General features: G+C 70.4%; 13 protein-coding genes. 8 read left to right on the forward strand and 5 right to left on the reverse strand.

Going from position 1 to position 12636, the window contains the following annotated elements:
• The first annotated feature begins 15 nt into the window (after positions 1-15).
• The 3 genes from cobO to QNI11_RS16270 all read left to right on the forward strand — a co-directional run bounded on the left by cobO (position 16) and on the right by QNI11_RS16270 (position 3064).
• Entirely contained in the window at positions 16-627 is a 612-nt protein-coding gene (gene cobO / locus QNI11_RS16260) for a cob(I)yrinic acid a,c-diamide adenosyltransferase (protein WP_283980899.1), read from the forward strand.
• Positions 628-1355: 728 nt separating this feature from the next.
• A complete protein-coding gene (locus QNI11_RS16265) occupies positions 1356-1622 on the forward strand; it encodes a YrhK family protein (RefSeq protein ID WP_100929599.1) in 267 nt (88 codons plus the stop codon).
• A complete protein-coding gene (locus QNI11_RS16270) occupies positions 1619-3064 on the forward strand; it encodes a cobyric acid synthase (RefSeq protein WP_283980901.1) in 1446 nt (481 codons plus the stop codon). Before QNI11_RS16265 ends, QNI11_RS16270 begins: the two co-directional genes overlap by 4 nt.
• A gap of 2 nt (positions 3065-3066) precedes the next feature.
• Here QNI11_RS16270 and cobD read toward each other — a convergent pair whose 3' ends face one another.
• The 4 genes from cobD to QNI11_RS16290 are packed head-to-tail and all read right to left on the reverse strand — an operon-like array spanning position 3067 to position 6343.
• The gene (gene cobD / locus QNI11_RS16275) at positions 3067-4035 is read right to left on the reverse strand and encodes a threonine-phosphate decarboxylase CobD (protein ID WP_283980902.1); all 969 of its coding nucleotides are present in this window, start codon (positions 4033-4035) and stop codon (positions 3067-3069) included.
• 18 nt (positions 4036-4053) lie between these two features.
• The gene (gene cbiB, locus QNI11_RS16280) at positions 4054-4992 is read right to left on the reverse strand and encodes an adenosylcobinamide-phosphate synthase CbiB (RefSeq protein ID WP_283980903.1); all 939 of its coding nucleotides are present in this window, start codon (positions 4990-4992) and stop codon (positions 4054-4056) included.
• Positions 4989-5762 (reverse strand): propanediol utilization protein, encoded by a 774-nt coding sequence (locus QNI11_RS16285; protein ID WP_283980904.1) that lies wholly within the window; start codon positions 5760-5762, stop codon positions 4989-4991. The genes cbiB and QNI11_RS16285 overlap by 4 nt, the downstream gene beginning before the upstream one ends.
• The gene (locus QNI11_RS16290) at positions 5759-6343 is read right to left on the reverse strand and encodes a histidine phosphatase family protein (protein WP_283980905.1); all 585 of its coding nucleotides are present in this window, start codon (positions 6341-6343) and stop codon (positions 5759-5761) included. Before QNI11_RS16290 ends, QNI11_RS16285 begins: the two co-directional genes overlap by 4 nt.
• Before the next feature lie 63 nt (positions 6344-6406).
• On the opposite strand from QNI11_RS16290, the gene cobU reads away from it, so the two are divergent.
• From cobU to QNI11_RS16310, 4 genes are all read left to right on the forward strand, one after another.
• Positions 6407-6931: a bifunctional adenosylcobinamide kinase/adenosylcobinamide-phosphate guanylyltransferase gene (cobU, locus tag QNI11_RS16295; RefSeq protein WP_283980906.1), complete on the forward strand. Its 525-nt coding sequence runs from the start codon at positions 6407-6409 to the stop codon at positions 6929-6931.
• Positions 6915-7931: a nicotinate-nucleotide--dimethylbenzimidazole phosphoribosyltransferase gene (cobT, locus tag QNI11_RS16300; protein WP_283980907.1), complete on the forward strand. Its 1017-nt coding sequence runs from the start codon at positions 6915-6917 to the stop codon at positions 7929-7931. Before cobU ends, cobT begins: the two co-directional genes overlap by 17 nt.
• Positions 7928-8671: an adenosylcobinamide-GDP ribazoletransferase gene (gene cobS / locus QNI11_RS16305; protein WP_283980908.1), complete on the forward strand. Its 744-nt coding sequence runs from the start codon at positions 7928-7930 to the stop codon at positions 8669-8671. Before cobT ends, cobS begins: the two co-directional genes overlap by 4 nt.
• Positions 8672-8738: 67 nt before the next feature.
• The gene (locus QNI11_RS16310; RefSeq protein WP_283980909.1) at positions 8739-9206 is read left to right on the forward strand and encodes a DUF3237 domain-containing protein; all 468 of its coding nucleotides are present in this window, start codon (positions 8739-8741) and stop codon (positions 9204-9206) included.
• A gap of 300 nt (positions 9207-9506) precedes the next feature.
• On the opposite strand, the gene QNI11_RS16315 is transcribed toward QNI11_RS16310, so the two are convergent.
• The gene (locus tag QNI11_RS16315; RefSeq protein ID WP_100929590.1) at positions 9507-10385 is read right to left on the reverse strand and encodes an amidohydrolase family protein; all 879 of its coding nucleotides are present in this window, start codon (positions 10383-10385) and stop codon (positions 9507-9509) included.
• A gap of 200 nt (positions 10386-10585) precedes the next feature.
• Here QNI11_RS16315 and QNI11_RS16320 point away from each other — a divergent pair, with 200 nt between their 5' ends.
• Positions 10586-12418 (forward strand): feruloyl-CoA synthase, encoded by a 1833-nt coding sequence (locus tag QNI11_RS16320; RefSeq protein WP_283980910.1) that lies wholly within the window; start codon positions 10586-10588, stop codon positions 12416-12418.
• Positions 12419-12636: the final 218 nt, after the last annotated feature.

A 12636-nucleotide genomic window follows, 5' to 3' on the forward strand; every position in this document is an offset into this window, starting at 1 on the left:
AGGAGAGCCCGCGCCATGAGCGAAGACGAGAACGCCCGCCACACCGAAAAGATGAAGAAGATCAAGGCGGCCCGCGACCGGATGATGGCGACCAAGACGGAAGAGAAGGGGCTGATCATCGTCCACACCGGCACCGGCAAGGGCAAGTCGTCCTCCGGATTCGGCATGATCATGCGCTGCATCGCCCACGGCATGCCCTGCGCGGTGGTGCAGTTCATCAAGGGCGCCTGGCCCACGGGCGAAGGCACGTTCCTGCGCGAACGCTTCGCGGCCGAATGCCGGTTCTTCGTGTCGGGCGAGGGTTTCACCTGGGAGACGCAGGACCGCGAGCGCGACATCGCGGCGGCACGGAACGGCTGGGAGATCGCCAAGGCGCAGATCCTCGACCCCGAGGTGCAGTTCGTGCTGCTCGACGAGATCAACATCGCGCTGCGCTACGACTACCTCGACATCGACGAGGTGGTGGGGTTCCTGCTCGAGCAGAAGCCGCCGATGACCCACGTCTGCCTGACCGGGCGCAACGCCAAGCCCGAACTGATCGAGGCGGCGGACCTCGTCACCGACATGACGCTGGTCAAGCACCCGTTCCGCGAGGGGGTGAAGGCCCAGAAGGGTGTCGAGTTCTGAGCCCGTGGCACCGGGTTTCGGCGCGCCTGCGGCGCCCCGACCCGCTGGGGGTTCCCCCCAGACCCCCAAGGTATTTGAGCCAAGATGAAGGAAAGGCTTTCTTAACCGGAATCGCGGAGGCTTGCCCGGCGGTACAGGGACAGGTCCCGATGACCGCCCAAGGTGAAGGCACCGCGTCTCCCCCTTCCCGGAAGGCCCGAGGCGCGGTGCCCGACCCTCTCCTTCATCTTGGCGAAAATACCTCCGCCGGAGGCGTCCGGACGAGGCCACATGCGTCATATGGCTGGCAAGGGCGCGGCGTTTGCCGAAGGAGCGGGGCGGGATGATGGGTCGCGGTCTCGCGCCGAAGGCGAAGGCGATTTGTCTTGTTGCGCGGATTTGTCGGTGGTGGCTTGGCCCAAGGCTCAAGCGGCGAAGCGCCCCGAGGTCCCCTGGCCCTCCGCGACCGCAGGCGTTGCGTTTCGCTGGAAGGTGCAAAGGCACACCTTGGCCGCGGGTCGGTGCTTTTACCGGACGCCTTCCGTTTTGGTCTGGTTGCATCCGCGGCCTATGTGGCAGCGTCGTCAGAGGTGCTTCTGGGGCGCTGTTCGGGCCGCCGGGCGGCTTTGATCGGAAGCTGTATTAGAGATGCGTGGCGACGGGCGATGGCGGGCGGTGCGTTGACCCTGCTTCGCAGGCTGGTAACGGTGGAGGTCAGTACGCCCAGGCCATGAAGGGACCGCCGCCCGATGTTCAGGAAACGGATGCAGGACGCCACCTCCCGGCACGAGGAGGTCTATGGCTTCTACGAGAAGCTCTATACCACCATCGACCTTTGCGCGGGGATGGCCTTCCTCGTGGGGTCGGTGCTGTTCTTCTGGGAGGACACGCAGTACCCGGCGACCTGGCTTTTCACCGTGGGTTCCGTCCTTTTCGTCGCGCGGCCCGCGTCGCGGTTTGCGCGGGAATATCATCTCGCGCAGCTGCCGCTGCCCGGGGATCGTGATCCGGAATGACGCGCGCACTCATGCTTCAGGGCACCGGGTCCAACGTGGGCAAGTCGGTGCTGGTGGCGGGGCTCTGCCGCGCGGCGCTGCGCCGGGGCCTGTCGGTCGCGCCGTTCAAGCCGCAGAACATGTCGAACAACGCCGCCGTCACCGTCGACGGCGGCGAGATCGGGCGCGCGCAGGCGCTCCAAGCGCGGGCCTGCGGGCTGGAGCCGCACACCGACATGAACCCGGTCCTCCTCAAGCCGGAAACCGACGTGGGTTCGCAGGTGGTGGTGCAGGGCAAGCGGCTCGCCACGGTCCGGGCGCGCGAATACGCCGCGCTGAAGCCGCAGTTGCTGGGCCATGTCACCGAGAGCTTCGGGCGTCTGAAGGCGCGCCATGACCTGGTGATCGTCGAGGGCGCGGGCAGCCCGGCCGAGGTCAACCTGCGCGCCGGCGACATCGCCAACATGGGCTTCGCGGAAGCAGCAGGCCTGCCCGTCGTGCTGATCGGCGACATCGACCGGGGCGGCGTGATCGCGCAGGTGGTGGGCACGCAGGCGGTGCTCTCGCCCGCGGACAACGCCCGGATCGCGGGCTTCCTGATCAACAAGTTCCGCGGCGACCCGTCGCTGTTCGACGACGGTTACGCGCTGATCGAGGCGCGCACCGGCTGGCGCGGCTTCGGCACCGCGCCGTGGTTTGCCCATGCCTGGAAACTGCCCGCGGAGGATGCGCTCGACATCCGGGCGCCGGAGCGGCGTGCGGGGCTGCATATCGTCTGCCTGCGCCTGTCGCGCATCGCCAATTTCGACGACATGGACCCGCTTGCGCAGGAGCCGGGCGTGCGGCTGACCATGCTGGGCCACGGAGAGCCGATCCCCGGCGATGCCGACCTCGTGGTGCTGCCCGGCTCGAAGAGCACGCGGGGCGACCTGGCCTTCCTGCGCGACCAGGGCTGGGACATCGACCTGGCCGCCCATCACCGGCGCGGCGGGCATGTGCTGGGCATCTGCGGCGGCTTCCAGATGCTGGGGCGGAGCGTGGCCGACCCGGACGGGATCGAGGGCGCGGCTGGCGAGACGGCGGGGCTCGGGCTGCTCGACGTCGACACGGTGATGACCGGCGACAAGCGGCTGACCCGGGTGCGCGCGCAACACGCCGCGACCGCCCTGCCCTTCGCCGGGTACGAGATCCACATCGGGCGCACGACCGGCGCGGATTGCGCGCGGCCCTTCGCCTTTGTCGACGACCGGCCCGAGGGCGCCTGTTCCGCCGATGGCCGGGTGATGGGCAGCTACCTGCACGGCATGTTCACCGACGACGCCTTCCGCGCGGGGTTCCTGAAGCGGTTCGGGGTGGCCTCGTCGCAGGCATACGATGCCACGGTGGACGCGACGCTGGATGCCCTGGCGGATCACCTCGAAACGCATCTCGATGTGGAGGGGCTGCTGGCGGTGGCGCGCTAGCCTCAGCGCAGCGCGGCCTCCACCATGGGCCATTCGTCGCTGCCCGGCAGGCCCAGCCGCAGCCATGTGGCGCTGTAGGGGAAGACGCGGCTCCAGACATGGGCCTGGGCCAAGCGGTCCTGCGCGGCCACGGCATCGGGCACCGCGTAGGTCCGGAAAAGCGGACAGCCCCCCACCAGCGGCCAGCCCCGCGCCATGGCCAGCGCGTCCATCGCGGCGCAGTCGTGGTCGAGGCGGGCCACCGTCTCCGCCTGCCAGCCGGTGTCGGCGAGGGCGGTGCAGGCGATCTCGATCGCGGGGCCGGAGACGGGCCACGGTCCGGCCATGGCTTTCAGCCGCTCTGCCAGCGGGCCGGTCGCGAGCGCGAAGCCCAGCCGCAGCCCTGCGAGCCCGTAGAACTTCCCGAAGGAGCGCAGGACCACCACGTTGTCGCGCAGGCGGTGCAGGTCCGGGGCGATGCAGGCGTCGGGCGTGGCATCGCCAAAGCTTTCGTCGACCACCAGCAGCCCGACCTGTTCGGACAGCGCGGCCACCGCGTTAGTGTCCACCACGCGGCCGTCGGGGTTGTTCGGCGTGACGACGACGGCCAGGTCGGCGCCGTGGAGCGCATCGGGGGTCGCGACCTCCTCCACCGTCCAGCCGAAGGCCCGCAGGCAGGCGGCGTGTTCGTTGTAGGTGGGCGTCAGGACGCGGGCGGTGCCGGGTGCGGCGAGGAAGGGCACAGCCTGGATCGCGGCCTGCGCGCCCGCCAGCGGCACCACCTCGGCGCGGGTGGCATAGGCGCGGGCGGCGACGCTGCGCAGAAGGTCCATGTCGGTGCGGGTCGGCAGCGCCTGCCACGCCTGCGGCGGCACATGCGGCACCGGGTAGGGCACGCGGTTGATGCCGGTGGACAGGTCGATCCAGTCGAGCGCCACGCCGCCGAAGCGCCTGATCGCGGCGTCGAGGTTGCCTCCGTGGTCGCGTGCCATGTGGTTCCTTTCGTGTCGCTAGAGCGCGGCGAGTGCCAGGAGCAGCACCCCGGCCAGCGCCATGCCCCGCATGTAGGCCCGGAGCGCCCGGCGCATGTCGCGCGCCGCAGGGTCCGGGGCGCCGGCGTTCAGCCAGGGCTCCTCCACCCGGTGGGTGGCGTAGACGCGCGGGCCCGACAGGCGTACGCCGAGCGTGCCCGCCATCGCGCCCTCGGGCCAGCCCGCGTTGGGCGAGCGGTGGGCGGCGGCGTCCCGGCGCACCACCTTCAGCGCCTCCTTCAGACGGCGCGGCGTGCCGAGCGCAAAGAGCGCGGCGGTGATCCGCGCCGGGATCCAGTTCACCACGTCGTCGAGCCGGGCGGCGGGTTTGCCGAAGGCCTCGTAGCGGTCGTTGCGGTGGCCGATCATCGAATCCATCGTGTTGATCGCCTTGTACCCCACGATGCCCGGCAGACCCAGCAGGACACCCCAGAAGAGCGGCGCGATCACCCCGTCGGAGGCGTTCTCGGCCAGGCTCTCGATCCCGGCGCGGGCGACGCCCCCGGTGTCGAGCTGCGTGACGTCGCGCCCGACGATCATCGCCACCGCCTGCCGTGCGCCGTCGAGGTCGCCGCCGCCCAGCGGACGGGCGACCGCCGCCACGTGGTCGTGCAGGGAGCGGACGGCGACGAAGGGCCAGGCGAGGAGGCCGGAGAGGAAGATGCCCGCCCAGCCGCCGGGCAGCGCCAGCGCGATGAGTGTGGCAAGCGTCATCGGAAGGCCGGTGACAAGGAGGACGGTCAGCGCGCCGAGGGCGATGCGCCTGTGGCGTGGACCCGCGTTCCAGCGCCGTTCGCAGAGGGAGATCAGGTTGCCGATCCAGACGACCGGGTGGCCGATCCGCTGGTAAAGCCGGTCGGGCCATCCGATCGCCGCGTCGAGCACCAGCGCCACCAGCATCGTCGCGGCGAAACTCATGGGCGTTGTCCGGTTGTGAAGCGCAGCACCTGCGTCAGGCCCGCCTCGCGCAGCGCGGCTTCTGCTTTGGCTGGCACGGTGCCGGGGGCGAAGATCAGCCCGCGGGCAGAGCCGGTGTGCGCCCGCACCACGCCGAGCGCCTTCAGATCGCGTGCAAGCCCGGTCATCGGGTCGCCGGGTCCGCGCAAGGCGTCGCAGCGGGCGGCGGAGGCTGTCGCGACGCGCGCGGCCCGTGCGAGGTCGCCCGCCGTCACCGCCTGTTTCCAGTCGGTCACGAGGTCGCCGACCTCCGGAAAGGCGTGGTCCGCCGGGTCGGTGCGTGTCGGCGCCCCCCAGAAGCCGCCGACAACCTCGCAACGGGGCGGCGCGGACAGGCGGTCGGCGATGCGCCCTTCGCGCGAGGCCCAGAGCAGCCGGTCCGGGTCGGGGAACATCAGCGGATCGCAGGCGCCTTCGACGGCAAGGCAGGCTTGCGCGATCTCTTCTGCCGTGGCCTGCGGCGCGACGGCCCGTGCGCCCGCCACCAGCCAGGCGGTGGAGGCCCCTGCCCCGCCGCCCGGCGGCATGTCGCAGGCCAGTTCCGGCCAGTGCGCCGTGTCCGTGCCAAGTGCCGCGCAGAACCGCGCCACCGCGTCCCCGGGGAACAGCGCCGGGCCCGGGCCGGGTGTCACGCGCAGCGCCGGGCAATGGAGCGTCACCAGCACCACCGGCCCGTCCGCGCCAAGCCGCCCCTGCAGCCACTCGCCGAAATGCCCCGCAACGCCCGTCATGCGAAGACCCGATTCACGCTGCGCACCGATACGGGCGCCCCGAGCCAGACGCCCAGCCGGGTGGCCGAGAGCGGCGCGATCTCGAAGGCCAGTGCGCCGGGAACATGCCCCGTGACCAGCGCCAGCGCCGCCCGGATAACCCCCGCATGGGCCACGACCGCCACCGGCGCGGCGAGGTCCTCTGCCATCCGCGCGGCGTCCAGCAGACCGGGTGTCACCCGCGCGCAGACATCGGCAAAGCTTTCGCCGCCCGGCCAGCGGTGCGCGGCCAGCGCCTCCGGCGTCATCTCGCCAAGGTCGGGCAGGTCGGTCAGCGCGCGCCCCTCGAAATCGCCGAAATCCTGTTCCCAGAGACGGGCATCCTGCATGGGATCGGCCCCGGGCCAGAGCGCCGCGGCCGTCTGCCGGCAGCGCAGCGCCGGGCTGACGATGACCCGCGCCACCCGGCCCACGCCAAGGACCAGCGCATCGACGGCATCGGCCGACAGAAGGGCCGCCACGTCGCGGCGGCCGTTCAGGACGCCCGGCTCAGCCACCGGCGCATGCCGGATAAGGACCAGTTCCGGTCGCTCTTCGCCCATGCCCTGACAGTCCCCCGGATTTCCACTTTCCATTCCGCGCCGAACCTGCTCTTTCACGGCGCCATGAAAAAGTCGATACTGATCACGGGCGGTGCCCGATCCGGAAAATCGGCCCTCGCCGAACGGCTGGCGCTGTCGCGTACCGGCCGCGCGGTCTATATCGCCACCGCCGAGGCCCGCGACGACGAGATGCGCGACCGGATCGCGCAGCACCGCGCCCGCCGTGGCGAAGGATGGACCGACCACGAGGCGCCCCTCGATCTTGTCGGCACGCTCGTGGCCACCGACGGCGATGCGCCGCGGCTTGTCGATTGCCTGACGCTGTGGCTGACCAACCTGATGCTGTCGGGCGCGGACTGGCGCACGGCGGGCATGGCGCTGGCCGAGGCGCTGCCCCGGCAGGCCGCCCCCGTGGTGCTTGTGACCAACGAGGTCGGCTCCGGCATCGTGCCCGACAACCGGCTTGCGCGGGAATTCCGCGATGCCGCGGGCTGGCTCAACCAAACCATCGCAACCGCCTGTGACGAGGTCTATCTCTCGGTCGCGGGCTGCCCCCTGAAGGTGAAACCCGATGACGTCACTCTCTGACCTGACCACGCTGGCCGATGTCGCGGCCCTGGCTGCCACCCTGCCGGAGGCCGATGCAGCCGCCCGCGAGGCCGCCGATGCCCGCCAGATGAGCCTGACAAAGCCGCCGCGCGCGCTGGGACGGCTTGAGGATCTGGCCGTCTTCATGGCCGGGTGGCAGAAGACCGACCGCCCGTCGATCACGCAGGCGCAGGCACTGGTGTTTGCCGGGAACCACGGCATCTGCGCGCGCGGCGTGAACCCCTTCCCGCAGGAGGTGACGGCCCAGATGGTCGCGAACTTCCGCAGCGGCGGCGCGGCGATCAACCAGCTCTGCCGTGCCTCGGGGGCCGAGCTGGACGTGGTCGAACTGGACCTCGACACGCCCACCGCCGATTTCACCGCCGGCCCCGCCATGACGGAGGCCGAGGTGCTGGAGGCGATGAAGGCCGGTGCAAGCGCCGTGCCTGCGACGACCTCCGTCCTGGTGCTGGGCGAGATGGGCATCGGCAACTCCACCGTCGCCGCCGCCCTTGCCGCCGCGGCCTTCGGGGGCGACGCCGCCGACTGGGTGGGCCGGGGCACCGGGTCCGACGCGGAGGGCAAGGCGCTGAAGGCAAAGGTCATCGAAGAGGGCCGCACCCTGCACGCCGATGCGCGGGGGCTGGGCCTGCTGATGGCCTACGGCGGGCGCGAACAGGCGGCGATCTGCGGCGCGGTGATCGAAGCCCGCGCCCGCCGCATCCCGGTGATCCTCGACGGCTATATCTGTACCGCTGCCGTGGCGCCGCTCTATGCGCAGGACAAGCGGTTCCTCGACCATTGCATTGTCGGCCACCAGAGCGCCGAGCCGGGACACGCCCGCCTGCTCGCCGCGATGGAGAAGGCGCCGGTCCTGACGCTGGACATGGCACTTGGCGAAGGCTCCGGCGCGGCGCTGGCGCTCGGGGTGCTGCGCGCGGCGCTGGAGTGCCACAACGGCATGGCCACCTTCGCCGAGGCGCAGGTCTCCGGCGGATGAGAACGGCGCACCGCCTCCACGAGATCCGGCTGGCGGTGATGTTCCTGACCCGCCTGCCGGTGGGTATTCTGCCCGAGCCCGTGCCGACGCTGGCGGAGGCGCGATGGGCCTTTCCGCTGGCGGGCCTGCCGGTGGGTCTGGCCGGGGGGCTGGTCTTTGCGCTGGCGGGCTGGATCGGGCTGGCGCCGCTTCTGGCCGCCGTGCTGGCACTGGCGGCCATGGTGATGATCACCGGCGCGCTGCATTTCGACGGGCTGGCGGACGTGGCCGACGGTTTCGGCGGCGGACGCGACGCGGCCCACGCGCTGGAGATCATGCGCGACAGCCGGATCGGCAGCTACGGCGCGGTGGCGCTGGTGCTGACGGTGGGCGCCTGGGCGGCCGCGCTGTCCGGGCTTTCGCCCGCGCGCGGGCTGATGGCGCTGCTGGCGCTGTCGGTGCTGAGCCGCCTTGCGATGCTGGTCCTGCTGGTGGAACTGCCCTCGGTGCGCGCCAAGGGGCTTGGCCAGTCGGCCAGTGCCTCGGGCGGGCGCCCCTACCTGCCGGGCGCGCTGCTGGCGCTTGTGCTGATCCTGCCGCTGGGGATCGGCGGGCTGGCCGCGCTTGTCGCCGTGGCGGTGACCGCGGCCCTTGTGGCGTGGCGGGCGCAGCGGCGGATCGGCGGCCAGACCGGCGACGTGCTGGGCGCGGCACAGCTTCTGTGCGAGACCGCCGGGCTGGCCGCCCTGACGCTCGGATGACCGCGCGATTGCATCACGACAGCGGGCCGTGCCAAACCGTCCCGCAGACCTGAGGAGGACCTGTCCCATGCCATTCTTCCAGCCGCCGGAGCTGCGCCACGCCTTCGACCTGACGGTCGAGCTCGACCCGATCCGGGAAATGGGCCGGGGCCGCGCCGGGCGCCGCCGGATCATCCCGATCATCGGCGGCACCTGCGAGGGCCCGCGCATCAAGGGCCGTGTCCTGAACCTCGGCGCCGACTGGCAGACGATCTGGGACGGCGGCGTCTCGGAACTCGACACCCGCTACGGGATCGAGACGCATGACGGCGCGACCATCGAGATCATCAACTACGGCCGCCGCTTCGGACCAGAGGACGTGATGGCGCGTGTCGCCGCGGGCGAGGACGTCGATCCGGCGGAGTACTACATGCGCACGCATTGCCGCCTCGAAACCGGCGATCCGCGGTACGAATGGGTGAACGCGCCGCTCTTCCTGGGCACGGGCGGACGCAGGGCGGCCTTCGTAGTGATCTCTTTCTACGAGATCGCCTGAGGCGGGCTGCGCCGGACGCCGGGCAGGACCGCGCCGCGCAATCTGAAAGGGGCCGCCAGCGCGGCCCTATCATCATCTGCATAAAATGACCCGGTCATGGCTTCCCGCCATAGGCGCGTGTCCACCGTCAGGCAAACGGGCGCGACCGGCGCTCTTCCGCTGCGCGCCTCTTCCGAAAGGTCCGCTGCCCTTCGGCGCTGGCCGGTCAGAACGGCGGGTCTCAAGGCCCCCTTGCCGGGGACAGGGCGCCCTTGCGCGGGCGCAGCCCGCGCGGGTCGCCGCCGTCAGGCGGCGAAACCCTCAGATCTTCAGGATCCGCCGGGCGTTTTCCTTCAGGATCAGCGGCTTGACCTCGTCCTTGATGCCGATGGTCTCGAAATCCGCCAGCCAGCGGTCCGGCGTGATCGCGGGCCAGTCCGACCCGAACAGCATCTTCTTCTTCAGGATCGAGTTGGCGTATTTCACGAAGATCTCGGGGAAGTACTTCGGCGACCAGCCCGACATGTCGATGTAGACGTTGGGCTTGTGCTGGGCGACCATCAGCCCCTCTTCGGTCCACGGAAACGATGGGTGTGCCAGCACGATGGGCGTGTCGGGGAAATCCACCGCCACGTCGTCGATATGCACCGGGTTGGAGTACTTCAGCCGCATCCCCATGCCGCCCTTCATGCCCGATCCCACGCCCGTCTGGCCGGTGTGGAACAGCATGATCCCACCTTCCTCGGCAATCGCCTCGTAGATCGTGTAGGCCGCCTCCCGGTCGTTCGGAAAGAAACCCTGCATCGTCGGGTGGAACTTGAAGCCCTTGATCCCGAACTCCTTCACCAGCCGCCGCGCCTCCCGCGCGCCCGCCTTGCCCTTGTGCGGGTCGATGGAGGCGAAGGGGATCAGGATGTCGGAGTTCTCGGCAGCGATCTGCGCCACCTCCTCGTTGGAATAGCGGCGGAAGCCCGTCTCCCGCTCCGCGTCCACCGGGAAAATCACCGCGCCGATCTTGCGCTCGCGGAAATACTCCGCGGTCTGCTGGACGGAGGGCAGCATCCCCTCGGCCCCCGCCGGGTTCCGGAAATACCGGGCCATCCCGGCCTGGAACTCGTCGTAGCCGTCGTCGCGCGGGCCGCAGCACGGCTCCTCCGCGTGGGTGTGAAAGTCGATGGCGATCAGATCGTCGATGTTCATGGTGCCTCCCTGGGGTCGCGGCCAGACAAGCACGCCTCCGCGCGCCATCCAACCGGAAACATCCGCCGCCCGTCCCCCGGTGCCCGAGGATTCCGGCGGCGATTATTGTTTCCTAGTAGACAAAATAACGGATTCGAGTCAACGTGCCCGAAACAGGCCCGGCGGGGAACGACCGGGACGGCGCAATGCCCGGAGGAGAGATGACCACAACACCGCGAGAGGTGTCCTTCTGGACACCGCGCCTGACCGTCGAACGCCGCGCGGACGGCACCATCCTGCTGGCACAGGAAGAGCCGCTTGGCCCCTACCCCGACCACATGGGCCAGCGCTTCGCCCACTGGGCGCAGGAGACACCCGACCGCATCTGGATGGCCGAGAAATCCGGCGACGGCTGGGCCACGCTCTCCTACGGCGAGGCCTGGGCCAGGATCCGCGCCATCGGCGAGGCGCTTGCCCGCCGCGGCCTGACGCAGGACACCCCGGTGCTGATCCTCTCCGGCAACTCCATCGCCCATGCGCTCATGGCGCTCGGCGCGCAGCACGTGGGCGTGCCCTCCGCCGCCCTCGCCCCCGCCTATGCGCTGACCGGCGGCGACTACGCCAAGCTGCGCGACATCGCCGCCCAGATCTCGCCCGGGCTGATCTTCGCCGACGACGCGGGCCCCTACGCCGACGCGATCACGACGGTCTTCGGCGCGGAGGTGCCCGTGGCCTCCCTGACCGGCACGGTGGAGGGACGCGAGACGCTGGCCTTCGACGACCTGACGCAGACACCCCTGACCGACGCGGAGGGCACGGCCGCCGCCGCCGTCACCCCCGACACCGTGGCGAAGTTCCTTTTCACCTCCGGCACCACAGGCTCGCCCAAGGCGGTGATCCAGACCCAGCGGATGCTTTGTGCCAACCAGCAGATGGTGCAGCAGTGCTTCACCTTCATGAGGGACACGCCCCCCGTGGTCGTCGACTGGGCGCCGTGGAACCACACCGCCTCGGGGAACAAGGTCTTCAACATGGTGATCTACAACGGCGGCACCTACTACATCGACGACGGCCGTCCGACGCCGAAGGCCATCCACAAGACCATCGAGACGCTGCACGACATCTCGCCCACCTGGTATTTCAACGTGCCGCTGGGCTACCAGATGCTGCTCGACGCCTTCGAGACCGACGCGAAACTGCGCGAGACCTTCTTCAAACGCATCCAGATGCTGTTCTACGCGGGCGCGGGCATGTCCCAGCCGGTCTGGGACCGCCTCACCCGGGTCTGCGATCAGATGGTGCCGGGCGGCGTGCTGCTGACCTCCGGCTTCGGCGCGACGGAAACCGGCCCCTTCTCGGTCATCAACACCGCCCGGCAGAAGAAATCCGGCAACCTCGGCCTGCCCGCCCACGGGGTGACGCTGAAACTCGTGCCGCAGGGCGACAAGCTGGAGGCGAGAGTAAAAAGCCCCTCGATCACCCCCGGCTACTGGAAGAACAAGGCCCTGACCGAAGAGGCCTTCGACGAGGAAGGCTTCTACCGCTTCGGCGACGCCTTTCGTTTCGCCGATCCGGACGACCCCTCTCAGGGCCTGCTCTTCGACGGACGGCTGGCGGAGAACTTCAAGCTCGCCTCGGGCACATGGGTCGCCGTCGGCCCGCTGCGGGCGAAACTCACCGACGACCTCGGCGGCCTCGCCTCCGACGTGGTGATTGCGGGCGAAGGCCATACCGAGCTCGGCGCCCTCGTCGTGCCGAACCGCGCCGCCCTGCGCGAGATCGCGGGCGAAGACCTCGACGGCGAGGAACTCCTGGCCCACCCGGAGGTCCGCAGACGCACCGCAGACCGCCTCGCCGCCCACGCGCGGGCCGCCACCGGCTCCGCGTCCCGCGTCCTGCGGCTGATGTACATGTCCGTGCCGCTCGACTTCGACAAGGGCGAGGTCACCGACAAGGGCTCGATCAACCAGCGCGCCGTGCTGCGCCACCGCGCCGACCTGGTGGAGGCGCTCTGGTCCGAGGACCCGCGCGTCATCCACGTCACCAAAGGCTGACCCCGGTGCCCGCACCCGCCACCGCCGGAAACGGGGCGCTGCCCGCCCCCTTCATCTTGGCGGAAATACCTGCCTTGCGGACGGCGCCATCCCGCACCGACGCCCGGCATAGGCACGTCTCGCGCGCCGGAGGCGCGCGACCGTCGGATCGCCGCAGGGATTTCCGAAGGAAAGCCCGCACGGCGATCCGAACCCCGTTCCCCTGAACGCAAGGCCCC

Source organism: Sagittula sp. MA-2, from assembly GCF_030126985.1.
GTDB lineage: Bacteria > Pseudomonadota > Alphaproteobacteria > Rhodobacterales > Rhodobacteraceae > Sagittula.